The sequence below is a fragment of the Brevundimonas sp. FG8 genome (assembly GCF_057808845.1).
The window spans coordinates 178,058-203,008 of the sequence record NZ_JBMDIU010000001.1 but is presented as its reverse complement, the minus strand read 5'-3'; the positions used below and the strand labels follow the sequence as shown (position 1 = coordinate 203,008).

General features: G+C 67.4%; 22 protein-coding genes. 16 read left to right on the top strand and 6 right to left on the bottom strand.

Annotated elements, in window-relative coordinates; genetic code table 11:
• The first annotated feature begins 8 nt into the window (after window positions 1-8).
• From ACODRV_RS00920 to ACODRV_RS00880, 9 genes are all read left to right on the top strand, one after another.
• Window positions 9-1,400 (top strand): glutamate-1-semialdehyde 2,1-aminomutase, encoded by a 1,392-nt coding sequence (locus ACODRV_RS00920; RefSeq protein ID WP_488907113.1) that lies wholly within the window; start codon window positions 9-11, stop codon window positions 1,398-1,400.
• A complete protein-coding gene (locus ACODRV_RS00915) occupies window positions 1,400-2,212 on the top strand; it encodes an SDR family oxidoreductase (protein ID WP_488907112.1) in 813 nt (270 codons plus the stop codon). The genes ACODRV_RS00920 and ACODRV_RS00915 overlap by 1 nt, the downstream gene beginning before the upstream one ends.
• Window positions 2,209-3,447 carry a lipopolysaccharide biosynthesis protein gene (locus tag ACODRV_RS00910; protein WP_141625816.1) on the top strand — a complete coding sequence of 413 codons (1,239 nt, stop codon included), beginning with the start codon at window positions 2,209-2,211 and terminating at the stop codon, window positions 3,445-3,447. Before ACODRV_RS00915 ends, ACODRV_RS00910 begins: the two co-directional genes overlap by 4 nt.
• Entirely contained in the window at window positions 3,444-4,883 is a 1,440-nt protein-coding gene (locus ACODRV_RS00905) for a capsular polysaccharide export protein, LipB/KpsS family (protein ID WP_488907111.1), read from the top strand. Before ACODRV_RS00910 ends, ACODRV_RS00905 begins: the two co-directional genes overlap by 4 nt.
• A 95-nt stretch (window positions 4,884-4,978) precedes the next feature.
• On the top strand, window positions 4,979-5,920 hold the full coding sequence (locus tag ACODRV_RS00900) for a class I SAM-dependent methyltransferase (protein WP_488907110.1): 942 nt from the start codon (window positions 4,979-4,981) through the stop codon (window positions 5,918-5,920).
• 4 nt (window positions 5,921-5,924) lie between these two features.
• Entirely contained in the window at window positions 5,925-6,350 is a 426-nt protein-coding gene (locus ACODRV_RS00895) for a MaoC/PaaZ C-terminal domain-containing protein (RefSeq protein WP_488907109.1), read from the top strand.
• Window positions 6,343-7,011 carry an SDR family oxidoreductase gene (locus ACODRV_RS00890; RefSeq protein ID WP_488907108.1) on the top strand — a complete coding sequence of 223 codons (669 nt, stop codon included), beginning with the start codon at window positions 6,343-6,345 and terminating at the stop codon, window positions 7,009-7,011. Before ACODRV_RS00895 ends, ACODRV_RS00890 begins: the two co-directional genes overlap by 8 nt.
• 147 nt (window positions 7,012-7,158) lie before the next feature.
• On the top strand, window positions 7,159-8,262 hold the full coding sequence (locus ACODRV_RS00885) for a hypothetical protein (protein WP_488907107.1): 1,104 nt from the start codon (window positions 7,159-7,161) through the stop codon (window positions 8,260-8,262).
• Between the two features lie 34 nt (window positions 8,263-8,296).
• On the top strand, window positions 8,297-9,718 hold the full coding sequence (locus ACODRV_RS00880; protein ID WP_141625810.1) for an oligosaccharide repeat unit polymerase: 1,422 nt from the start codon (window positions 8,297-8,299) through the stop codon (window positions 9,716-9,718).
• A 3-nt stretch (window positions 9,719-9,721) separates the two neighbouring features.
• Here ACODRV_RS00880 and ACODRV_RS00875 read toward each other — a convergent pair whose 3' ends face one another.
• From ACODRV_RS00875 to ACODRV_RS00860, 4 genes are read right to left on the bottom strand one after another with little or no spacing between them, the layout of a single operon-like run.
• Entirely contained in the window at window positions 9,722-10,840 is a 1,119-nt protein-coding gene (locus ACODRV_RS00875) for a hypothetical protein (protein ID WP_488907106.1), read from the bottom strand.
• Window position 10,841: 1 nt separating this feature from the next.
• The gene (locus ACODRV_RS00870; RefSeq protein WP_488907105.1) at window positions 10,842-12,269 is read right to left on the bottom strand and encodes an MBOAT family O-acyltransferase; all 1,428 of its coding nucleotides are present in this window, start codon (window positions 12,267-12,269) and stop codon (window positions 10,842-10,844) included.
• Window positions 12,270-12,293: 24 nt separating this feature from the next.
• A complete protein-coding gene (locus ACODRV_RS00865; protein ID WP_488907104.1) occupies window positions 12,294-14,198 on the bottom strand; it encodes an HAD-IIIC family phosphatase in 1,905 nt (634 codons plus the stop codon).
• A gap of 22 nt (window positions 14,199-14,220) precedes the next feature.
• A complete protein-coding gene (locus ACODRV_RS00860; protein ID WP_141628202.1) occupies window positions 14,221-14,469 on the bottom strand; it encodes an acyl carrier protein in 249 nt (82 codons plus the stop codon).
• 114 nt (window positions 14,470-14,583) lie between these two features.
• On the opposite strand from ACODRV_RS00860, the gene ACODRV_RS00855 reads away from it, so the two are divergent.
• From ACODRV_RS00855 to ACODRV_RS00830, 6 genes are all read left to right on the top strand, one after another.
• The gene (locus tag ACODRV_RS00855; RefSeq protein WP_488907103.1) at window positions 14,584-15,465 is read left to right on the top strand and encodes an NAD-dependent epimerase/dehydratase family protein; all 882 of its coding nucleotides are present in this window, start codon (window positions 14,584-14,586) and stop codon (window positions 15,463-15,465) included.
• 76 nt (window positions 15,466-15,541) lie between these two features.
• Entirely contained in the window at window positions 15,542-16,588 is a 1,047-nt protein-coding gene (gene neuB, locus ACODRV_RS00850; protein ID WP_488907102.1) for an N-acetylneuraminate synthase, read from the top strand.
• Entirely contained in the window at window positions 16,588-17,721 is a 1,134-nt protein-coding gene (gene neuC, locus ACODRV_RS00845) for a UDP-N-acetylglucosamine 2-epimerase (RefSeq protein WP_488907101.1), read from the top strand. Before neuB ends, neuC begins: the two co-directional genes overlap by 1 nt.
• A gap of 1 nt (window position 17,722) precedes the next feature.
• On the top strand, window positions 17,723-18,331 hold the full coding sequence (locus ACODRV_RS00840; protein ID WP_488907100.1) for an acetyltransferase: 609 nt from the start codon (window positions 17,723-17,725) through the stop codon (window positions 18,329-18,331).
• Complete coding sequence (locus ACODRV_RS00835) at window positions 18,332-19,807, top strand: aminotransferase class I/II-fold pyridoxal phosphate-dependent enzyme (RefSeq protein WP_488907099.1); 1,476 nt, start codon at window positions 18,332-18,334, stop codon at window positions 19,805-19,807.
• A gap of 4 nt (window positions 19,808-19,811) precedes the next feature.
• Entirely contained in the window at window positions 19,812-20,372 is a 561-nt protein-coding gene (locus ACODRV_RS00830) for a sugar transferase (RefSeq protein WP_141625802.1), read from the top strand.
• Window positions 20,373-20,380: 8 nt separating this feature from the next.
• Here the strand turns inward: ACODRV_RS00830 and ACODRV_RS00825 are convergent, their stop codons facing one another.
• Window positions 20,381-22,294: a polysaccharide biosynthesis protein gene (locus ACODRV_RS00825; protein WP_488907098.1), complete on the bottom strand. Its 1,914-nt coding sequence runs from the start codon at window positions 22,292-22,294 to the stop codon at window positions 20,381-20,383.
• Between the two features lie 83 nt (window positions 22,295-22,377).
• Window positions 22,378-22,686, bottom strand: a complete 309-nt coding sequence (locus ACODRV_RS00820; protein ID WP_488907097.1) for a hypothetical protein — start codon at window positions 22,684-22,686, stop codon at window positions 22,378-22,380.
• A gap of 43 nt (window positions 22,687-22,729) precedes the next feature.
• On the opposite strand from ACODRV_RS00820, the gene ACODRV_RS00815 reads away from it, so the two are divergent.
• On the top strand, window positions 22,730-24,928 hold the full coding sequence (locus ACODRV_RS00815) for an AGE family epimerase/isomerase (RefSeq protein ID WP_488907096.1): 2,199 nt from the start codon (window positions 22,730-22,732) through the stop codon (window positions 24,926-24,928).
• Window positions 24,929-24,951 lie beyond the last annotated feature (23 nt).

The window sequence follows — 24,951 nt, the reverse complement described above, 5'->3', positions numbered from 1 at the left end:
CCGAGACGATGACGACCGACCCGAAAAGCAACACCCAAGCCGATTTCGCCGCCCTGCGCGCGCGCCTGCACAAGGCGATCCCGGGCGGCGCCCACACCTATTCGCGGGGTGACGACCAGTTTCCGTCCATCGCGCCGCCGGTCCTGAGCCAGGGCAAGGGCGCCCATGTCTGGGACACTCACGGCAATCGGTATCTCGACTACGGGATGGCCCTGCGCGCGGTGACCATCGGCTATGCCGATGACCGGGTGAACGCCGCCGCCATTCGCCAGATCGAGAACGGGGTGAACCTGACCCGCGCCACCGAGATCGAGCTGGAAGCCGCCGAGCTGATCTGCGACCTGATCCCCTGCGCGGAGATGGTGAAGTTCGGCAAGAACGGCTCCAACGTCACCACCGCCGCGGTGAAGATCGCGCGCGCCTATACCGGCCGTCGCTACGTCTGCGTGCCGCGCCAGCATCCCTTCTTCTCGTTCGACGACTGGTTCATCGGCGTCACCGCGATCAAGCGCGGCACGCTGGATGATCACGCGGCGACCACCCTGGTCTTCGACTACAACGACATGGGCTCGCTGAAGGCCCTTTTCGACCAGTATCCGGACCAGATCGCCGCGGTGATGCTGGAACCCTCGACCCATATCTGGCCGCACCTCGCCAACGGTGATCCGGGCCTGCCGCCCGAACCGAATTCCGGGCCCGACCACCATGCCGGCGGCTTCCTGCATCAGGTGCGCGATCTGGCCCACGCCAACGGCGCCCTGTTCATACTGGACGAGATGATCACCGGCTTCCGCTGGCATCTTAAGGGCGCGCAGGAAGTGTTCGGGATCGAGGCTGATCTGGCCACCTACGGAAAGGCGATGGCCAACGGCTTCTCACTGGCCGCGGTCGTCGGCAAGCGGGAGTTCATGGAGGTCGGCTCCATCGACAAGCCGGGGATGGAGCGGACCTTCCTGCTGTCCTCGACCCACGGCGCGGAAATGCCGGCCCTGGGCGCCTTCGTCGAGGCCACACGCATCAACGCCGACGACGACGTCCCGGGCCATATCTGGGCCTACGGCGCGAAGCTGAAGGCGGGTCTCGCCGAGGTCGCGGGCCGCCACGGCCTGCAGGACCACGTCTTCATGGAAGGTCCGTCGGTCGCCCTGAACTACGTGACCCGCGACGCCTCGGGCGCGCCCTCCCTGCCCATGCGCACCCTGTTCTCGCAGGAGATGCTGAAACGCGGCGTGATGATGCCCTGGCTGGCGATTTCGCAGGCCCACGGCGACGCTGAACTGGCCACCACGCTGGAAGCCTTCGACGGCGCGCTGGGCGTCTACAAACAGGCGCTCGATGCGGGCGTTGAAACGCAGTTGAACGGCCCGGCGATCAAGCCGGTCTTCCGGACGCACAACTGATGACCGCACCCACCTTCGCTGCGACGCGACTGGACGGACAGGTTGCGCTGGTCACCGGCGGCGCGGGCATCCTCGGCCGGCTGTTCTGCCGCGCACTGGCCGAGGCGGGCGCGCAGGTGGCGGTCGTGGATCTGTTCGAGGACGCCGCGAAAGCCGCCGCCTCGGAGATCGGCGACACCTGCGCGGGCTTCGGCTGCGACGTGTCGGATCCCGTGTCGGTGCAGACGGCGGTGGATGCGGTCATGGCGCGGTTTGGCCGGATTGACGTGCTGGTCAACAACGCCGCGACCAAGACCGCCGACGTGCGCGCCTTCTTCGAGCCGTTCGAGACCTACAGTCTCGACGTCTGGCGCGAGGTGATGAGCGTCAATATCGACGGCATGTTCCTGATGGCGCAGGCGGTCGGCAGGGAGATGCTGAAGGCCGGACGCGGCGGACGGGTGATCCAGACCGCCTCCATCTATGGCCTCGTCGGACCTGACAGCCGCATCTACGAAGGCTCGGACTATCTCGGCGGCCCGATCAACACCCCGGCCGTCTATTCGGCGTCCAAGGCGGCCGTCGTCGGCCTGACCAAATGGCTGGCGACCCACTGGGCCGACAAGGGCATCCGGGTGAACTGCCTCGTCCCGGGCGGCGTCTCCAGCGGCCAGAACTCCGTGTTCGGAGACCTGTATTCCTCGCGGGTCCCGATGGGCCGGATGGCCCGGGGCGAGGAGATGGCGCCGCCGCTTCTGTTCCTGGCCAGCGAGGCCTCGTCCTATGTCACCGGTCAGGTGCTGGCGGTGGACGGCGGGTGGACCGCCTGGTGACCACCCAACGCCGACGCGACCTGTTTCTGGTCGGGGTGAAACTGGTTGATGTGGGAACCCGCGCGGCCTTCATCCTGACGGCCACCTACGGCCTGCAGATCGCGCAGGCGGGCCGGTTCGGCCTGATCGCGACACTTGTCGGCCTGTTCGCCTTCGCCTTCAATTTCGAGCGCCACATCGACATCCAGCGCCGCTCGGCCGGCGAGGATCACGGCGTCTTCGACCGCTATGTCGTGCAGGCGCTGAAATTTTTCGCGTTCAACTGGGCGGTCATGGTTCCGCTGTTCGTGCTGGCCATCGCCCTGTGGACCCAGCCCGGCTGGCTGGTCATCGGGCTGGCTGTGGTCGTGGTGCTGGGCGAGCACCTGTCCAATCAGGCCTATCAGTACGCCCTGATCAACCACCGCTATTATCCGATGCTGGTGGTGGTCGCGGCCAAGAACAGCGTGCTGGCGTTGATGGTCCTGTACCACGCGATCTTCGCTCGCGACGGCTTCGACCTGATGTTCGTCATGGAGATTTGGGCGATCGGGGCGGTGATGTGCACCACGGCCCTGCTGGTCCTGTTCGCCCGGCTGAACGCGGCCGCGGCGCGGACCGAACCCTTCCGGTTCAACGTCGATATCCTGGGCCAGCACAGGGCGTCGCTGACCCATTTCCTGATCGGCCTGATCGCCATCCTGATCCTGCAATTCGACCGGCTGGCCGTCGGCGGGCTGATGAGCTTTGAACAGACCGGCCAGTACTTCCGGCACACCCTGCTGGTGTCGTTCGCCTATCAGGCCTTCAACATCGCCTCGTTCAATCGCATCACCCCCGCCATCTTCACCGAGGCGAAAACGCAGGACATTCCACATCTGCGTCGCCGGGTGCTCCGCGAGTATCTGAAAACGGTCGTAGGCGTCCCCTTGCTGCTGCTGATGGCGTGGGGAGCCGATGTCATGACCGGTCACGTCTGGTCCGAGCGCTTCCATCTGAGTCTGGCCCTGATGGGGGTGCTTCTGATCGGTTTCATGCTGCGGGCCGCCGCCGACTTCCACGCCCTGATCCTGAACGCCCGCCATGACGAACGGCATATTCTGATTTCGCAGGGCGTCGCCTTCGCGGTGGGCGCGGTGCTGCTGGTGGCCCTGACCTGGCGGTTCGGGGTATACGGCGCCGCTTTCGCCACCATCGCCACCTCGGCCCTCTACCTCGTGCTCGTCAGCCGGGCCGTCCGAAGACTGCAGTCATGACCACCGCCCTGATCTACGCCATCCACCGCACCCAGGACTGGTGGATCCATGTCGGCGCCAATCTGGGCTTCGACAAGGTGACGGTGCTGACAGACCGCCGGGATCAGGGCGATGCCTCGGTCACGGAGGACTACTACGCCGCCTACCGGAGCCGTTACGCCGCGGGCGACATTGCCTCTCCCTTGCTGAGCGCAGCCGAGGTGAAGGACGTCATCGCCCGGTGCAGGGTGCTGCGCTGGCTGCCGGTGCGCAAGGCCTCGGCCATGGCGCTGGCGATGGCGGACGCCATGCACATTCAACTGGAGGCGATCCGGCCGGACTATGTGATCAGCTTCCCGATCGACAACTACAATCAGGACGTTCTGGCCCGCCTCGCCCGAAAGCGCGGCCTGCCCTATTTCGAGGTCACGGCCAGCGCCCTGCCGGGCATGTGCATGCTGATGCACCGGGGCAAGCTGATCACCGCCTGCGCCGAGCCGGACGCCGCCGATGTCGAGGCCCGCATCCGCGAGATCGCCGACCCTCTTTTCACCCCCGCCTATGTGCAGGGGCAGGCCGCCTATACCCCCCTGCGATTTCTGAAGACGCTGGGCTATTTCCGCATCCGCGCCGCCTTCTTCCAGCTCTACGCCTGGGCCCGGCGCGACCGGCTGAATACCCACTACATGGACGCCCAGCCGTGGCTCGGCCACAAGGCGAAATGGTCCGACGTGCGCGTCACCGGCATGGTGGAAAGCGACTGGGAAGCGAAGGTCGAGGCCTTCCCGAAAGACAGGCGCGTCCTCTACGGCCTGCAGCTCTTCCCCGAGGCCGCCATCGACTACTGGATCGACGATCTCGATCTGGTCCGCCACGAGGACATGCTGGTCGAGATCGCGCGCCGGATGACCGCCGCCGGCTACCAGATCATCGTCAAGGATCACCCGCTGCAGTTCGGCTTCCGCCAGACCCGTTTGCTGGACCGCCTCAAAGCCTTCCCGAATGTGGTGATCGTCCCCTACGAGGTCAGCGGCAACGCCCTGCTGGCGCGCTGCGGCGTCAACGTGACCGCGACCGGGACGCTGGGACTTCAGGCGGCCCTGCTGGGCAACATCTCGGTGACGGGCGAGGCCTACTACGTCACCGCCGACGATTTCGTGGTCCTGCGCGGGACCCCTGATCTCGAGACCCTGCCCACCACCGTCGCAGGGCGCGCGCCGCCCGAGCCGCTGCGGGATCGTCAGGCCCGCATTATCGCCAATCTGCTCAAGGGCAGCTTCGACGCCGACTTCTTCTCGTTCAAAGGCTTCGACCCGGCGCAGCCAAATCCGGCCACCGCCGAGCTGGGCCGCAAGCTGGGCGAGCGATTGCGCGCGCTGGGCCCGGCAGGCGAGGACTGGCACGGCCGGTTCATGCCGCCCGGCGGCGGACGGCACGACGGATCGCCGTTGAACTGACGCAGGGCCGTCGCCTCGCCTTGCACCACCGGCGGGCAGCGGTTAGGCCCTTCCGGCTGGCTGGAGACGCGGTCAGGATCGACGAGGGGATATCCGTGACGGAATTGGCCGAAAAGCTCGCGCCCTACCCCGGCCTGAGCGCCATCGTCGGCGCCCTTCTGACCTTCTGGCCAGACCATCAGAAATACGTCGAGAAGCGTTTCGCCAACGATGACGACGCCTTCCTGGCCCGCACCGAGGAACTGGCCGCCGTCTCCTTGCGCAGCATCGGCGAGGGTGAACTGCCCCTCTATGTCGAGGACTATCGCTGGGTGTCGGAGCGCCTGCTGGAGGAAGAAATCCACTTCCAGCGCGAGGGCAGCTATCGGCTGTCGACGTTCCAGGAGGCCTATGACGAGGTCTACAGCAACGTCGAATACATGGGCCGCTACATGCGCGGCCTGATGATCTCGCAGATCATCTGGGACCAGCATGCCCGCGCCTTCGACGTCTTCCGGCAGGAGTTCCTGACGGCGCTGGCGCCCGACAGCCGCTATCTGGAGATCGGGCCGGGCCACGGCATTTTCCTGTACTTCGCCTCGATGCAGCCCAATGTCGCCGCGCTGGAAGCGTGGGACGTCTCCGAAGGCAGCATCATCGAGACCCGCGAGGCTTTGCACACGCTCGGTGTCACCCGCGAGGTGGCTCTGGTCCAGCAGGACATCCTGAAGGCGCCTGAGCGCCACAACGAGTTCGACGCCGCCGTCATCAGCGAAGTGCTGGAGCATCTGGAGCGCCCAGATCTGGCGCTGCGCAGCCTGCATGCCGCCCTGAAGCGCGGCGGCCGTATCTTCATCCATGTGCCGATCAACAGCCCGGCGCCCGACCACATCTATCTGTGGCGCCAGATCGAGGAGTTCCACAGCTTCGTCGAGGCGCAGGGATTCCGCATAGACATCGCCCATAACCTGCCGGTCACGGGCTACACGCTGGAGCGGGCGATCAAGCGTGGCGTCAGCATCTCGTGCATCCTGATCTGCACCCGCGTTGATGACTGAGCCGATGGCCACCGCGACCGAACTGCAATGGGCCGACCTGACCGAGGGACGGTCGGTATCCTGGGACTTCACCGTCACCGACGAGGACATGGCCGCCTTCGCGCGCCTGTCCGGCGACGTGGCGCCCCTGCACATGGACGACGCCTTCGCGCGGTCCAAGGGGTTCGAGGGACGGGTCGTCTACGGCGCCCTGCTCAGCGCCCAGCTGTCACGACTGGTCGGCATGGAGATGCCCGGCCTGCACGGCGTCTTCGCAGGCATGAAGGTCAGCTTCTCGAACCCGGTCTATGTGAACCGCCCCGTCACGCTGACGGCGACGATCACCGACACCTCGGAAGCCGGCGGGCTGATCGTGATGAAGGTCCGGATGACCTCGAATGACAAGGTGGTCGCCAAGGCGACGGTGGAGGCGGTGCTGCGCAATGGCTGAGACGATTCTGGTTTCCGGCGGCAGCGGTGGCATCGGGGCGGCGGTCTGTGATGCGTTGGCCGCGCGCGGCTTCATTCCGGTCGTCGGCTATGCGGGCAACCGTGAAGCGGCGGAGGCCGTGGCGGACCGCACAGGCGGAAGCATCCTGCATCTGGACCTGACCTCCGACGCCTCGATCACCGCGGCGACGGCGGCGCTGGCCGCGACGGAGTCGCCGCCGGTCGGACTGGTGCTGGCCGGCTCGCCCCCGCCCGAGATCGAGCCCTTCGGCAAGATTTCGCCCGAAGCCATGGCCCTGCAATGGCAGGTCAACGTCGCCGGTCCCCAGCGCCTGCTGGCCGGGGTGGTGAAAAGCTGCTTCCGCCCCCGCAAGTCGGGCCGGGTTTTGGGCGTTCTGACCTCGGCGCTGGCCGAGCCGGGCAAGCCCGCGGCGGGCTCGATGGGCGCCTATGTCATCGCCAAGGCGGGTCTGGCCGGTCTGCTGGACGCGCTGGCCGCCGACTATGGCTGGCTGACGGTTCGCAGCGTTCGGCCGGGCTATACCGAGACCCCGATGCTCAAGGCCTTTGATGAGCGGTATCTGGAAATGATGCGCGAGCGCAGCCCCTTCTCCACCCCGGAGCAGGTCGCCGCCGACATCGTGGACGAACTGCTGCGTTAGAGGCCGCTGCGACCGCGGCGCGCTTGACCTTGAAACCTTCGCCTAGCTACTAACCAAGGCGCCAGCCGGGCTGGAAAGTCTTAGTATCCGCGCATCCGGGACAGTCCCTGAAAGGCTGCCTCGCGGATCGTTCGAGGACATCGCTTCATGGCTCCTTCCGGTTATCTGAACGTCGAACCCGACAGGGCGATCACGCCGGTCCGCGCCATGGACTGGTCGCCGGAACTTGTCGCCTACGACCAGCACGCGGCCTATCAGGATCTGGTCAGGAAACCCTCGCTCGGAACCCGCCTTCAGGCGCTCGGCATCTTCGGCCTCAGCATGGGCAAGCTGCTGTTCAAGCGGCTGATCCGGTACGAGTTCATCCCGCACGACATTCGCGCCGACCGCTCGCTCGGCGGACGCCTGCGCTTCGCGGGAGCGGCCCTGCGCAACACGGTGCGCGGCGATGACCGCGCCCAGCGCGCATCGGCGGCGGCGAAGGGCGCGCCCTCGGGCCGTCTGGCCGAGCACGGCATCCATGTCGTCACCATGCCGATGGACCGGTTCGAGGAACTGGAAGCCATCGCCAAGCCGGAGTTCGACCGCCTGGTCGCACGACGCGGCCAGTCCAACGGCCAACGCAATTTCGAGGAATCGCGGGCGCAGGCCAGCCGGGTTGATCAGAAGGACCTGTTCAACGCCATCGAGGCGACCCTGCGCGAGGCCGGGGTGTTCGATGTCGCCTCCGCCTATCTGGGCCGCAAGGCAGGGCTGATCGACGTCAATCCGCAGATCAACGACACCTCTGACACCTTCTGGCGCGACATCTTCCCGGACGCCGAACTGGCGACCCTGCCGCCGACGGCCTACTGCCACCGCGACGCATCGGGCGGCGACCTGAAGGCCATCTTCTACATGAGCGACGTCGGCGAACGCACCGGTCCGTTCAGCTATGTCGTCGGCTCCAACCGGATGAAGATCAGCCGGCTGGATGATCTGATCTGCGAGGCCAATGACTCGAACGGTCTGGCCGGGACGGATCCCGCCGCCCGCGCCCGGTTCGCCGCCCTTCCGAAAAGGCTTCGTCAGAAGGGCGCGTTCGGAAACGACCTGACTCCGGACTCGCCATTGGGCCGTGAGATCGGTGGCGGACTGTGGAAGGTCACGGCGGGCAAGGGCTCCATCGTCCTGTTCGACACCAAGGGCATCCACCGCGGCGGCATGGTCGAGGACGGAGAGCGCCGCGTCATTACCTGCGTGGTTGGATGACAAGACGCGTGAAGACGCGGCATAAGGCCTGTACATGACCTTCCATCCCGCCGTGTTGATGCTGATCTCGTGGATCAGCGCCTATGCGATCTTTTTCATTCTGCCGTTCCGGCTCGAGTCGCGGGTGCTGACGCCCTACGGCTTCCTGATCACGGCTGTCTTCCTGACGACCTTCTGCGCGGCGGCGCTGAGCGCGGCGCGGCCGATGCAGCAGCGCCCCCGCGATCCGCTGGTCACCGTGAACTTCCGGCGCGCCGATCAGGTGATGATGATCGCCGCGATCATCGCCATCGCCGCCCTGTTCATGGACATGCAGAACAACAATGTGTTCGATCTGGCCGCGTCCTACGCCGCCCGGTCAGGCCGCGCGACCGATCTGCTGCAAGGCGCACAGTCAAACAGTTCAATCTGGTTCCAGATCGGCTTCCTCTTCTACCCGGTGGGTTACGTCTATCTGGCCCGGGAGATCGGCTTCAGACTGCGTCCGCAGATCTGGCGGATCGCCGTCTTCGGTCTGGGACCGCCCACGCTCGCCGCGCTGGCCATGGGCGGACGCGGCCCCCTGTTCTTCGCGGTGGTCTACGCCGTTCTGAGCTATTTCCTGCGCCAGCAGGTCTTTCCGACGCCCAAGCGCACGCGTCGCAAAGCCGGCGCGCGCCCTGCCATTCCGGCTCCCGCCCCCGCTCCCGCACGAGCCGCGGCGCCGACCGCCGCCTACATGGGCGCGCCCAAGCCTCGCAAACGCCGGAAGGTGTTCCGCTTCGGCGCCCGTTCAAAGGTGGCGCTCGGCCTCTTCGCGGGCGTCGCGATGGTCTACTTCATCCAGGTCTTCATCGCTCGGGCCGAAGGCGGCGGCGGGGTCGAGGCCGCGCTGGGCGACGTCGGCCTGAACTGGGGCGTCAGCTTCAACGGCCACTTCTCGAACCTGTTCTATTCGATACTCGGGTCGGAAGGCACCTACATGGTGTTCGTCTTCGCCTGGTACTGGGTGCAGGGCATCGTCATGTCGAACGAGATTTTCACCGGCTACGACGGGCCGATGTTGATGGGCACCTACGGGCTCGATCTGGTCTCGGCCCTGATGCGCCGCCTGAACGGTGACTTCGTCGCCGACGGCTTCGCCACCCTGCTGCGAATGAACGTCTACGGCTTCGTGCCGTCCGCCTTCGGCTCGCTGTACGTCGACCTGAAGTTCTTCGGCCTGATCCCCTGCGCGATCTGGGGCTACTGCGCGGGTCTGGTGTACCGGAACGTCAAGGCCGGTGTTGATCCCCGCTGGTTGCTTCTGACGCCCTACATCAGCGCGGGCATCGTCATGAGCCTGAACAACACCCCGGTGGGACTGTCCAATGGCCTGATGCTGCACGTCTGGCTGCTGACAGCCTTCTTCCTGTCGAAGCCCCACCGCCTCGGCAGTGGCACGGTCGCCCGCCGACGCCCGCTGTTCGCCCGGTAGGTCTCAGCGCGGCGCAGGCGTCGGTCGCAGAACCGACGACGCAGCAAGCGCCTCGGCCAGCCGGCGGCTGAGCTGAGGCCAGAGGCGGGGCTCGGTATGACCGGAATCGAAGAAGTTCTCGTTCGCATCGAAGTCCCGCAGCGAGACCAGAGCCACCGCCGGGTCGCCATCGTGCGGGGCCAGGATCGACCGGATCGCGGCCAGATAGGAGCCGTCCGTCACCGGCACGCCTGAACGATGCCATTCCGGCAAGGGCAGGTCCGCGATCACCACGGCATCTCCGCGCGCGCGGACGGCCGCGATCAATCCGGCCAGCCGCTCGAAGTCCCTCGACGGCATCACATGATCGCCGCCCATCCCTGCCAGCCGCTGGGCCAGCAGCGCCTGCTGCATTTCGGCAGGGACAGTGACAGTGTCGAGCGATTCCTGATCGGCGATATGGCGGGTCCAGACGGACAGGGGATCGTCGCCCCTGAACCGGTCCACGACTGATTTCACCATCGGCAGATCGGGGTTGGCGAACACCGACCGGACCATGCGGCGCGGCAGGCTGGCGGCCACCGCCTGCGGGCGCAACGCCATCGCCACCCCGTCGGAAACCGGCTCAGGCCAGATCGCCGACAGCTTCCCGCCGTCCTGCTCATAGAGACCGCTGCGCAGGGCCTCGGTCACCAGCGGATTGTGCCCGGCGCCGTAGTTCACCGGCAGGAACTGCAGATAGCTGAGCCCCAGAACGAAGACCGTGCGCCCCGCCTCTGGCGGACGCCGGGCGTAGTACAGATCCACGGCATCGGCGATCTCGCCGATGCCCGCGCCGCTCAGGGAGACATTGGCCACGCGCCAGCCGGGCAGCAGGGGCTCCATCACGTCGGGCCGGAAGGGATCGCGCGCATTGGAGGCGCCCAGCACCACGATGCGGTTCGCCCGCTCGGACAGGACGTTGCGGTTCAGGACGAAATAGCGCGCCTCGCTGTTCCAGCCGGGCTGGGTCGTGGTCACCGCCTGCGTGTCGAAGGTCTCGGCCTTCCACGGCAGCGCCAGCCCCGTCAGGGCGACGATCCCGCCATAGGCCGCCGCCGTGGTCGCGGTCGACAAGGCCAGCCATTTCCAGAACCGGATCACGTCAGAACGCCTGATAAACGAAGTCGGTGGAGGTCTGCAGCAGCGGCACCGCGAAGACCAGAAGCAGCATCAGACCCGCCAGCACCAGCACCCGCACGACGGTCGCGCCGGACGCACGGCTCCAGACGCTCTCGACCGGAGGCCACAGCCGGGTCAGCACGAAAATCGGAACCGCGAAGGCGGCTGACATCAACACCAGCGCCAGTCCGAAGGCGACCACGCCGCCCGCCGCCAGCAGGCCGCCGATCCCGGCGACCGGCATCCAGAACGGCGTCAGGGCCATCGACACCCAGGTCAGGGTCAGCCCGCGCGCGGCCCAGACGTACAGAGGACGCTTCGTCAACGCCTGATACGGCTTCTTGCCCAGTCGTTTGGTCATCTCGACCTGATAGAGCTTGTTCACCGACACCCCGGCGCCGAGCAGCAGGCCGGTCAGCAGATACTCCCACGACGAACCGTGCCAGGCGCCCAGCACCACAAAGGTGACGCACAGGGCGATAACCCCGAGATAGGGCATGGCCGCCGCCGACGGGAACCGTCCCATCAGCACCTTCAGCAGCGGGTTGAAGAAGTAGATCCTGAACCACTCGGACAGGGTCATGTGCCAGCGCCCCCAGAAGTCCTGGAAGTTTCCGGCCATGAAGGGGCGGTTGAAATTCTCGGGCAGCACGATGCCGAACAGCCGGGCCACGGCGATGGCCATGTCGGTGTAGCCGGAGAAGTTGGCGTACAGGAACAGAAGGTACAGGCCTGCGCCAAACGCATAGAAGCCCGCGATCAGTGCGCTCGAGCCGCTCGCCGCCACCGTCGCCTCCAGACGGCCAACGAACAGCTGGTGCCCCATCAGGATCAGCTCTCCGACCACCGCCACCTTGGCGAAGCCGATCAGGAACCGGCGCAGCGTGCGCCAGGCCTCGTCCGTGTCCATGCCGACGGGCTGGTCCAGATCCTTGCCGAACGGCTCGTACCGGTTGATCGGGCCCGAGAGGAAGGCGGGGAAGAAGATCAGATAGGCCAGGTAGCGGGGGAAGGACGGTCGTTTCAGCGCCCCGTCACCGACTTCCAGCACAAGATGCAGCAGGCGGAACAGCAGGTAGGACAGCCCCACCACCGCATAGGGGAAGGGCACGGCCGGGACCGCCGCCACGAAGGGGTAGCGCTTCAACCAGATGAAGACCGCAACCAGCACCGCGATGCTCAGGCCCACCGCGTGCGCGACCTTGCGCCGCTCGACCAGCATCAGCGCGCCGTAGCCGGCGAGGATGAAGGCGGCCAGCGGCACGGCCGCCAACGGCGTCGCGATGAAACTGGCCGCGAAGATCAGGTTCAGGACGATCAGGAAGTTCGTGCGCCACGCGCCCCGCAGCGGCTGGGCCAGCAGCGCGGCGACCAGCACGAAGCCCGCGAAAGCCGTAGAGGTGAACTGCATCCGTCCTCGTCCCCCGACCGCCGGTTACGCCTGCACGGCGGTCGGACGCACGATCGTCATGGGCAGGGTCTTTTCAGCCAGGTCCGCCAGACGCAACCGCCAAACCGTTTCCCCCTCGTCCGTCTCGGCGATCTTCTCGAAGCCCAGCTTCTCGTAGTGCTTCGCCACCATCATGTTTTTCTCGCTCGGGATGAAGCGGCCGATCAGTTCTGAAGCGCCCGCGGCGCGCGCCTCGCGAACCAGCTCGGCCAGCACCGCCTCTTCCACCCGGCGCCCCAGCACCCGGCAGCTCATCAACCAGGTGTCGATCTCCCACTGATCGGGGCCCCGGTCGGCGACGATGACCGAGATCATGCCGTTGTCACCGAACACATCGGCCAACCGCACCTGAAGGGTGAACCGGGTCGGATCCGCTTCCAGCGCCCCGACCTGCGCCTCGGTATAGCGGCGGGTGGTCAGGTTGAACTGGTTGGACTTGTTGATCAGTTGCGAGATGCGCGCCCGGCCCACGGCGTCGAACGGCTGCAGCGTGGCGACCATCTCCAGCGAGGCGTGATAGGCGTCCAGCGACCCCGCGCTGCCCTGCAGTTGTAGCCGTTTGGCGTTTTCCTTGTAGAACCCCGACCGCTTCCGATCGTCGTCCGAGAAGGCGACCGCCTCGAAATAGCCCCCGGCGTTCAGCGCCCGCGCATACAGCGCCGCATCAGCCGGCAGCTCGGGCACGGCGATCTCGGGATGGACGCCCCGCACCTGCATCCGCTCCGCGGGATTGTCGTCAAGGAAGACCAGCGCATCGCGGCCCAGCGTCAGGGCGTCGGCGATGGTCGCCAGATTGGTCGCCTTGTCGATCCAGTTCGCCTGGAAGACCGCGATATGGTCCTCCTTCAGCAGCATGTCGTCGTGCTCCCGGAACGGCAGGCGGGCGGCGGCGTCCTCGTTCTTGGACGAGACGGCCAGCACCACGCCGCGCCCATGCAGGTCCAGCGCCGCGCGCTGCACCGACAGGTGCGCCTCGCCCAGCCCCGACCCCTGACCGATAACGATGCCTTCCAGCCCGTCGTCGCCGATGATCCCGCCCCAGAGGGTGTTGTCGAGATCCAGCACCAGCGTCTTGCGGCTCTTGCCGCGCACCGCCCCGATCACCCGCGCTACATGCTCGGCGTAGACGGGAACGAACTCCTGCGCGAACGGCAGCTTGCCGATATTGCGCATGACCGGGTCATGCCAGGCGTCCAGACCGACGCTCTCGGCCAGCCCGGCCACGTCGACCAGCAGTTCGTCATCCGGCAGGCTGTCCGCCAGACGCCGGTTCAACTGATCCACCAGCCAGCGATGGGTACCGGTCAGGCGAAAATCGAAGCTGCCGAACAGGGTCTCGGGCAAGCGCGGCGCGGTCTGCCAGACCAGGGCCGCCGTCGTATTGGCGCGCAGCCCCTGACGGATCAGGTCGAACTGGGCCAGCACGCCGTCCAGCGTGGCCTCGGCCCGCTCGCTGTCGCCCGGCGTCCCGCTCAGCGGCAGACCGTGCACATCGACGGCGATCAGAATGGCGTCGAGATCGGAGGTGGCGAGCAACGACTGCGGGTCCAGCGCCTCCTGCACGATCTGGCCGAAGGGCGCCTCGACCACCTCCATCGCCAGCCCGTAGCGCAGGGCCGTCGCCTCCAGCGCGGGGGCGATCAGCGAGGTGGTGGAGTTGCTCAGCAGCCCCAGCCGGAACGCGCCCAACGGCTTCAGCGACCGCCCGTCCGCCCGCGCCTTCCGCAGGGCCTTGGCCAAACGGTTCAGACCGTTGATGTCCAGCGCGTGGCCGGCCAGCAGTTTCAGCTCATGCGCCAGCGCGCCGTCGCCCGCCTGCGCGGCCTTCAGCCGGTCGGCGAAGTCAGCCGGCCTTTGAGGAAGCCAGAACAGGTTCCCGCGGTCACTCATCGCTCTGTCTTCCGGGTCCGGCTCAGCCCGCGGCTTGCTTGCTCTGGATCAGGGCCACCAGATCGCCGACCTGCTTCAGGCTGCCGACCTCGACCGTCGAGAACCGCAGGCCGAAGGCCTTCTCGACCGAGAGCATCAGGCGGATGTGGCTCAGGCTGTCCCATTCCTCGACGTCGGCGGCGACCATGGTCGGAACCGGCGTCAGATCGTCGTCGTCGAAGACGTCGCGGAAGATCTCGGTCAGCTGCGCGTAGATTTCGGTTTCGGACATGGTCGAGGCCATCCAGGGAGTTCAGCAAAGTCAGTCAGGATCGAATGCCTCGTTTCGAACGACAGGCCAACCCTGTACGAGGAAAACCCGAAGGTTTCCGAACAGGAGGAGCGGATGACCGTTCTCGTCACCGGCGCGACCGGCTTTCTCGGCCGCGCGGTCGTGGATCGCCTGATCCAGAACGGCCGGAGTGTCCGCGCCGCCGTCCGGCATGATGCGGGACCGGGCGCCGTGGCCGTCGGCGACCTGTCCGCCGACACCGACTGGAGCGCCGCCCTGCAAGGCGTGGACACGGTCGTGCACTGCGCCGCCCGCGCCCATGTGCTCAAGGAAACCACCGACAATCCCCTGCCCCTGTTCCGCGTGGTGAACACCGGGGCGACGACGGCGCTGGCCCGGCAGGCCGCGGCGGCGGGCGTGCGGCGCTTCGTTTTCATCTCCAGCATCGGGGTGAACGGTTCCGAGACCCACGGAACGCCCTTCCGTCACGACGCCCCGCCCGCCCCCCACTCGCCCTACGCGGTATCCAAGCATGAGGCCGAACTGGCCCTGCGCGCCATCGCGGCGCAGACCGGGCTGGAGGTGGTGATCCTTCGTCCGCCCCTGATCACGGGGCCTGAGCCCAAGGGCAATCTGGCGACCCTGAACCGGGTGATCGCCAAGGGCCTGCCCCTGCCCTTCGGTCTGGTGACGAACAACCGGCGTGATCTGGTGTCGCTTGAGACCCTGTGCAGTCTGATCGACGTGGTCATCGACCACCCGGCGGCGGCGGGCCAGACCTTCCTCGTCAGCGACGGCGCGCCGGTCTCAACCCGCGCCCTGCTGGAGCAGATGGCCGCGGCGCAAGGCCGCTCCCTCACCCTCCTGCCGGTTCCGCCGGTCTTTCTGACCCTCCCACTGAAGCTGCTGGGCAAGAGCGCGATGGCCTCCCAATTGTTCGGCGATCTGGAGGTCGACATCGCCCACACCCGCCAAACGCTGAACTGGACGCCCTGAAGCCCGCTTTGTCGAAATCCGCGCTACCTGCGCCGTGCGACCTGAGTTAGACCGGGCCGCTATCCGGGAGGAGCTGTTGAGCGTCTTCATCATCGCCGAAGCCGGCGTGAATCATAACGGCGACGCCGACCGGGCGCTGGCCATGGTCGACGCCGCGAAGGCGGCGGGCGCCGACGCGGTCAAGTTCCAGACCTTCTCGGCCGACAAGCTGGCCGCGCCCGGCGCCGAGAAGGCCGACTATCAGAAACGCGAGACCGGCGAGGGCAACCAGCACGAGATGCTGAAGGCGCTGGAGATGTCGGAAGACCTCCACCACCGCCTGATCGCCCGGTGCGGCGAGGTCGGCATTGAGTTCATGTCCACGCCCTTCGACGAGGAGGCGGCGGACTTCCTCGTCGCCTCGGGCATGGCGCGAATCAAGATCCCGTCTGGCGAGATCGTGAACCATCCCTTCCTGCGCCATCTGGCGGCGAAGGATCGTCCGCTGATCGTCTCGACCGGCATGGCGACGATGGAGGAGATCACCGACGCCGTCGCCGTCATCGCCGAGACCCGTGCGAAGCACGGCCTGACCGCGCCGCTGGATCAGGTGCTGACCATCCTGCACTGCACGTCCAACTATCCGGCCGCGCCGTCCGACGTGAACCTGCGCGCCATGCGCACCATCGGCGAAGTCACGGGCATGCCGGTCGGCTATTCCGACCACACGCTCGGGCTCGCGGTCTCGACCGCCGCCGTGGCGCTGGGCGCGACGGTGATCGAGAAGCATTTCACCCTCGACGTCACCCTGCCCGGGCCGGACCACCGCGCCTCGCTGACCGTCGAACAACTGACCGATCTGGTCCGTCAGATCCGCGATGTCGAACAGGCGCTGGGTTCGTCGGTGAAGGCGCCGACCGCCGCAGAACTGCCGGTGCGCGCGGTGGCCCGCAGGTCCGTCATGGCCCGAACCGCCCTGCCCGCCGGCCACATCCTGACCGAGGCCGACCTGATCCTGCTGCGCCCGGCCTCGGGGATCGCGCCGCGTTTCTTCCACACCCTGCCGGGCCGCGCCCTTCAGGAAGACGTCGCGGCGGGCCAGCCCCTGACCTGGGACCTGCTGTCCGGCGAGGCCATGATCTGATGGGCCGCCGCGTCTGCTACATCAGCGGCACCCGCGCCGACTTCGGCCTGATGCGCTCGACGCTGCAGATCCTGCGCGACCATCTGGAGCTGGACCTGTCGGTGATCGTCACCGGCATGCACCTGTCGCAAGCCTACGGGCACACGGCGGACGAGATCGAGGCCGCCGGCCTGCGCATCGCCGCCCGTGTCCCCGTGCCGCTGGAGCCCGCGACCGGCGCCACCATGGCCCGCAATCTGGGAACCATGGTCACAGCCTTCACCGATGGGCTGGAAAGCGAGCGACCCGACGTGGTCCTGCTGCTGGGCGACCGGGGTGAGATGCTGGCCGGAGCGCTGGCGGCGATCCATCTGAACATCCCCGTGGCGCACATTCACGGCGGCGAGCGATCCGGCACGGTGGACGAGCCTGTCCGTCACGCCATTTCCAAGCTCAGCCACCTGCACTTCACCGCGACGCGGGAAGCCGCCGACCGGCTGGAGCGGATGGGCGAGAACCCCGCCAACATCCACGTCACCGGAGCCCCCGGTCTGGACGGCCTGATCGACGCCGAACTGCCGGACCTGACGGAAGTGACCCGCCTGCACGGGCTGGACCCGGAGCGCCGCTTCGCCCTGATGGTCTATCACCCGGTGCTGCAGGAGGCCCTGACCGCCGCCGACGATGCGCGCCGCATCCTGAAGGCCGTCACCGATGCGGGCCTGCAGGTGTTGGCCCTGATGCCCAACGCCGACGCGGGCAGCGACGGGGTGCGCGCCGTCCTGACCGAGACCAAGGGAACGCCGGACATCACCGTGCGCACCCATCTGGCCCGCCCGGCCTTCATCGCCGCCATGGCCCACGCTGACCTGATGATCGGCAATTCCAGCGCCGGAATCATCGAGGCCGCCAGCTTCGGCACGCCGGTCCTGAACGTCGGTCCGCGCCAGAATCTGCGCGAACGCAACGCCAACGTCCGCGACGTCGACGCCACCGAACAGGCGCTGGCCCACGGGATCGCCGACCTTCTGGCCAAGGGCCGACTTGCGCCGCTCAACGTCTATGGCGACGGTCAGGCGGGACCGCGCATCGCGCGCCTTCTGGCCTCTGTCCCGCTGGACGCGGCCCTGATGATGAAGGTCAACGGGTACTGATATGATCCATCTGATCGGCGCAGGCGGGCATGCGAAGGTGGTGCTGGACGCCTTGCTGGAAGGCGGGACGAACCTGTCTGGCGTCACGGTCCGGGCCGACGCCCCCGCGCCTGACCTGCTTGGCCTGCCGGTCGGGACGCCGTCCGTCGCGCCCGCGCTGACCGGCCTCAGCTTCCACGTCGCCATCGGCGCGGCGGAGGTGCGTCGGCGTCTGTATGTCGAGGCCGAGGCCGCCGGCGGCGCCCCGCTGACCGTCATCCATCCGGCAGCGACCGTGTCCCGCTTCGCCACCGTGGCGGACGGCGCCTTCATCGCAGCCTCCGCCGTGGTCGGGCCCAGGGCCGTCGTCGGGCGCGGCGTCATCGTCAATCACGGCGCCGTCATCGATCATGACTGCGCCGTCGGCGATTTCAGCCACATCGCCCCCAACACCAGCCTCGGCGGCGGGGTCACCGTCGGCGCGCGCTGCCTGATCGGCGCGGGCGCGGTCATCCTGCCCGGCGTCGCCGTCGGCGATGACGTGACCATCGGCGCGGGCGCGGTCGTGACCCGCGACGTCGCCTCGCAACAGACCTGGACCGGCGTGCCCGCCGCCCCGAAAGCTTCCTGAATGACCGACGTCCACGCCTTCAGCGCCCCGCGCACCGCGACCATTCGCGACGCCATGGAGACCATCAACAACTCCGGCATGCAGATGCTGCTGCTGGTCGACGCCGAGGGCCGCTTCCAGCGCACCGTCACGGACGGGGATCTGCGCCGCCTGCTGCTGGCCGGTTCGGAGATGAGTGATACGCTCGAAGACCTGCCGGACCTCGCGTCCGTCACCGCGCCGGAAGAGGTGACGCGCAAGGCCGCGCTGGGCCTGATGGACAAGCACGAGATCAACCACCTGCCCCTGATCGACGGCGACGGCCGCGTCGTGCGGGTGTTGAACCGCCGCGACATCGGCGCGCCCATCCTGCTGTCGACCCCGCATATGGGTGAGGCGGAACTGCACTTCGTGGAAGAGGCCTTCCGCACCAACTGGATCGCCCCGCTGGGTCCGAACGTCGACGCCTTCGAGCGCGAGATCGCCGCGCTGGCGGGGGTGAAGCACGCCGCCGCTTTGTCGTCCGGCACCGCCGCCATCCATCTGGCCGTGCGGATGCTGGGGGTGAAGGCGGGGGACAGGGTCTTCTGCTCGACGCTGACCTTCGCGGCCTCGGCCAATCCCATCGTCTATGAGGGTGGCGAGCCGGTCTTTATCGACAGCGAAGCCGACAGCTGGAACATGTCGCCCGTCGCGCTGGAGCGCGCCTTCGACGCCGCGAAGGCCGAGGGCTGGATGCCCAAGGCTGTGATCGTCGTGAACCTGTACGGCCAGTCGGCCGACATGGACCCGATCCTCGAACTCTGTAACCGTCACGGCGTGCCGATGATCGAGGACGCCGCCGAAAGCCTCGGTGCGACCTACAAGGGCAAGGCGTCCGGCTCGTTCGGCCTGATGGGCGTCTTCTCGTTCAACGGCAACAAGATCATAACCACCTCGGGCGGCGGCATGCTGGTGTCCGATGACGAGGCCCTGATCAGACAGGCCCGCTTCCTCGCGACGCAGGCGCGCGATCCGGCGCCGCACTACCAACACAGCCAGATCGGCTTCAACTATCGCATGTCCAACATTCTGGCCGGGGTCGGGCGCGGCCAGTTGCAGGTGCTGGGCGACCGCGTGGCGTCACGCCGCGCGGTGCACGACGCCTACCGCGAGGGCCTGTCCGACATTCCCGGTCTGGAATGGCAGCCCGAGCCGGAATGGAGCTGGTCCAACCGCTGGCTTTCGGCCCTGACGCTGGATCCGGCGATCACCGGCGTCACCGCTTCCGAAGTCATCCAGCGCCTCGCCGACGAGATGATCGAGGCCCGTCCGGTGTGGAAACCGATGCATCAGCAGCCGGTCTTCGCCCACTGCCGCCACTTCGCCCACGGCAACGAGCCTGTGTCGGACGACATCTTCGAGCGCGGCCTGTGCATGCCCTCCGGCTCGAACATGACCCGCGCGGAGATCGACCGCATTATCGACGCCATGCGCGGCATCCTGAAGGCCCGGTGATCCCGTGAAACGCGCGTTTGATTTCGTGATGGCCGGCGGCGCCCTGCTGGTGTTCTCGCCGCTCATGCTGGCCACGGCCATCGCCGTGAAGGCGACCTCAAAGGGGCCGGCGATCTACTGGTCCGACCGGGTCGGCCGGGACAACAAGCTGTTCCGCATGCCCAAGTTCCGCTCGATGCGGACCGAGACCCCGGCGGTCGCCACCCATTTGCTGACCGACACCACCGCGTGGCTGACGCCCATCGGCGGCTTCCTGCGCAAATCCAGTCTGGATGAGCTGCCCCAGCTGTGGAGCATCTTTGTCGGCGATATGTCGATCGTCGGCCCGCGCCCGGCCCTGTTCAACCAGGACGACCTGATCGCCCTGCGCACCGAAAAGGGCGTCCACACCCTGCGTCCCGGCCTGACCGGTTGGGCGCAGGTCAACGGGCGGGACGAGCTTTCCATTCCGGACAAGGTCGCGCTGGACGTCGAGTACCTGCAACGCCGCTCGTTCGCGATGGATCTTCAGACGATCTGGATGACGGTCGGAAAGGTTCTGCGCGCGCGGAACATCTCGCACTGAACCGTTGATCAGGCCCGCTTGATCGGCACCACGTCGGCGCCGCGCTCGTCGCCGACGGTGCGGACCCGGGCCAGAATTTCGAAGATCAGGGCGCGGGCGGCGGCGTTGTCGCCGGTGCGGGCGGTCTGCTCCAGCTTGTGCACCATCCGCTCGGTCATCCGCGCGCCCTCGATGCGATCGGTCACGCACATCAGGCTCTGACCGCACATCTCGGCGACCTCGCTGGAATCGACCAGCTCCTCGAACAGCTTCTCTCCGGGACGCAGGCCCGTGACCTCGATCTCGATGTCCTTGCCCGGAACCTTGCCGTACAGGCCGATCAGTTGACGGGCCAGGTCGATGATCTTCACCGGCTTGCCCATATCCAGCACGAAGACGCCCATCGGACCATCCGGCTGTCCCGCCGAGTGGGCCGTGGCGTGCAGGACCAGCTGGACCGCCTCCGGTATGGTCATGAAGTAGCGTTCGATGTCCGGGTGCGTCAGCGTCACCGGACCCCCGCGCTCGATCTGGGCGCGGAAGGTCGGCACGACCGAGCCGGCCGAACCCAGCACATTGCCGAAGCGCACGACGCTGAAACGGGTGTTGCCCGCGCTGGTCTGCTGGGCGCGAACCACGGCCTCGGCCAGACGCTTGGTGGCGCCCATGACGTTCGGGGGATCAACGGCCTTGTCGGTCGAGATGAAGACCATGTGCTTCACGTCGGCGGCGTTGGCGGCCTCGGCGACGTTCCAGGTGCCGACGACATTGGTCAGCACGCTCTCACACGGGTGCTTCTCCATCAGCGGCACGTGCTTCAGGGCGGCGGCGTGGAAGACCACATCCGGGCGCTCGCGCGTGAAGACCTCGTTCAGCAGGGCCTTGTTGCGCACGTCGTACAGATATTCGCGGGACGACAGGGTCTGCCAACGCGCGCTGATCTCCTGATCGATCTTGAACAGGCCGAATTCCGAGTTGTCGACGAGCACCAGATGGCCGCAGCCCAGACTGGCGACCTGACGGCAGATCTCCGAGCCGATGGAGCCGCCCGCGCCCGTGACCAGCACCCGCTTGCCGGCGACCAGCGCTCGCAGCGGGCCATCGGCCAGACGCACCGGCGGACGCGCCAGAAGTTCCTCGAGCTCGAATTTGCGCATGACCGGCTCGTCGGCCTTGCCGCCCATCTCGACCAGGCTCGGCACCCGCAGCAGGTGCACGCCGCGCGTCCGAAGCTGGCCCAGACGCTCGACCCCGAAATCCACCGGCGTCAGATGGTCATCGAGGAAGACGATGGCCGCCTCGATGTCGCGGTCGGTCAGGTCTTCCAGAATCTCGAAGGCGGCGCCGGCGCCGGACAGCACCGGCACGCCGCGCAGCTCCCGCGTCACCGCGCCCTTGTTGTCGGTCACGATGCCCGCCGGGCGATAGGCTTCCCCGCTGCGAGCCAGTTCGCGCAGGAAGGTCTCGGCGCGATCCATGGCGCCGACCACGATCAGCGGCTTGCGTTCATCGCGCGAGCCGACGAACGGGGCGATGGCTTTCAGGGCTTCCTTGTCGTGGATGATGCGACGCAGCAGCACCAGCGCCAGCGTCAGGCCGATATCCAGAATGAGGGCGATCAGAAGGGTCGAGCGCGGCAGGGACGCGCCCCGGTCCATGAAGAAACCCAGCGCCAGGAAGATCACTGTCGAGAGCAGCGAGGTCCGGACGATCGGCCCCACGTCGACGATCGACACATAGCGCCACAGGGCGCGATCCGTGCGGAAGAACTGATCCAGCAGGAAACCCAGCGCCGCGAACGCCAGGGCGAACGGCCAGGCCGACTGCGTCGCATCCAGAATGGCGTCTGGCGTCAGGGCGTTGCCGGAGGCGACCAGATAGCCGCCGATCATCGCGACGACGCGCACACTGGCGCGCACCGCAACCTTCAGTCCCCGGATCAACAGTACGTTCGCGTTACCCAAAACAGTCCTGTCCGGCGGGTTTCATCCACAGAGCCACACGCCAAAGTAATAACGTCCGGCCTTCACAGTACGGTGACGAAATCCGCGCCGCCCTCCACTTCGGCCATTAAAAATCCGCGCACGCTCACGGTTTCCCCGCCGAACGCCCGCCCCGACGCGCTGAAAGTCAGCGTGTCCGGGAAAAGTTCCGGGGTTCTAGCGCCTTGTCGGCTCTCTGTCACGCTTGGGCCACACCTCGCCATGACATGGGAGAACGAAAGTATTCCAACCCGGATCATCTGTAGAGAAATCCCGATTTCTTCAAACCGCCAAAGCCGCGCGCCGCTTGATTGACACCGGGCGACACAAACTGTTCCGAGACGGCGCGCCATTCTGTCTCTAGAACCGAGTGGTCGCGACAGACGCGGGGGACCGATGAAAATCTATCCGGTGATCATGTGCGGAGGCGCCGGTTCGCGCCTTTGGCCCGCGTCGCGTCCCGGACGGCCCAAGCAGTTCCTGCCCCTGACCGGCGCCCGGACCCTGTTCCAGGAGACGGTGTTGCGGGTTTCCCCCCTCGCGGGTGAGGGCGACGTGGTCGTGGTCGCGGGTCTGGGCCACGCCGACGCCATCGCCGCCGAACTCAACGCCATCGGTGTCGAGGCCACCATCCTGCTGGAGCCCGAAGCCCGGGATTCAGGACCGGCCATGGCTGCCGCCGCCGCCTTTATCCAGTGCCGCGATCCGAACGGCGTCGCCGCCATCATCGCGTCCGACCACCATATTCCCGACGCCGAGGCCTTCCGCGCCGCCGTCCGCACCGCCGCGGACGAGGCCGCGCGCGGCCGGATCGTCACCCTGGGCGTCACACCGACCTGGCCCTCCCCGGCCTATGGCTACATCAGCCCCGAGGGCGTGGGCCTGTCGCCGGTCAAACGCTTTGTCGAAAAGCCCGACGCCGCGACCGCCGCCCGCTATCTGGCCGACGGCTTCCTGTGGAACAGCGGCAACTTCATCGTCTCCGCCGCCGCGTTGATGGACGAACTCGCCCGGTACGCGCCCGGCATCGGCGACGCCGCCCGCGCGGCCCTGCCCACAGACCTGGCCGGTCCGCTGGTCCGCCTGACCGACGCCTTCCGCACAGCGCCGCGCATTTCCATCGACTATGCGGTGATGGAGAAGAGCGACCGCACCTCCGTCCTGCCCGTGGCCTTCGAATGGTCCGATGTCGGCGCCTGGGACTCCGTTCTCGCCACCGGGGCCGGGCACACCGGCCTGCATATCGGGGTCGACAGCGACAACACCCTTGTCCGCGCCGCCGACGGCATGGTCGTGGCGACGCTGGGCGTATCCAACATCGCGGTCATCGCCGAGAATGACGCCGTTCTGGTCTGCGATCTGTCTCGGTCCCAGGACGTCAAGCTGGTGGTGGATCGGGTCAAGGCCGAGGCCCCGCGCCACGCCGATGTGCCGGAAACCGGCGAGACCGCTCCCTACCGACGCTTCGGCGACTGGATGCGCACCGCCGCCCTGCCGCTGTGGGCGACGCTCGGAACCCACGCCGACGGAGCCTTCGTCGAGACCCTGACGCTGGAGGGCCGCCCGGTCGAAAGCCGCCGCCGCGCCCGTGTGCAGACCCGCCAGATCTACGTCTTCGCCCGCGCCGGCGCCCAAGGCTGGACCGGCCCCTGGCGGGACCGGGTCGAAAGCGGCCTGGCCCGTTTCCTCGACGGCTATCTGCGCCCCGACGGCGCGGTTCGGAACGCCCTGAACGCCGACGGTTTGGTGCTGGACGACGGCGTCGTCCTGTACGAACAGGCCTTCACCCTGCTGGCGCTGTCCGCCGTCCACGCCGCCGGAATCGAGACCAACCGCTGCGAGGCGCAGGCGACGATCCTGCTGGATCGCCTGTTCGCCGAGCGCCTGCCGAACGGCGGCTGGAAGGAAGCGGGGGACCATCCGTACCAGGCCAACGCCAACATGCACCTGTTCGAGGCGGCGCAGGCCTGGGCCGCGCGCGGCGTCGATCCGCGCTGGAACGACATCGCCGACAGCCTGGCTGAACTGGCCCTGACCCGGTTCATTGACGCCGAGGGCGGCTTCCTGCGCGAGTTCTTCAACGCTGACTGGCGCCCCGCGCCGGGCGACGACGGCCGACTGGTCGAGCCGGGTCACCAGTTCGAATGGGCCTGGTTGCTGTCGCGCCATGCCCTGAACCGGGGCGACGCGCGCGCCATGACGGCGGCGAAGCGTCTCTATCTCCACGGCCTGCGCGGCGTTGATCCCCGCCGGGGCGTGGCGGTCGATGAACTGGATGACAGCCTGCAGGTCCGCAGCGCCCGCGCCCGACTGTGGCCCCAGACAGAATGGCTGCGCGCGGCGCTGGCCTTCGCGGAACTGGCCGAGGGGTCGGAGCGCGAACAACGCCTGTCCGAGGCCCGCAAGGCCATGGCCGGGCTGGCCCTCTACCTGCGGCCGAACGGCGCATGGCGCGACAAGCTGGAGCCCGCGGGCGCCTTCACAGACGAACCCGCGCCGGCCAGTTCGCTCTATCACATCGTCGGCGCCTTCGATCAGGTGTGCGTCGCCGCGCAGGCGGGCATTGTCAGTGATGCGCCGACCGGTTTGAACTAAAGATCGCAGTGCAGCGTTAGAGG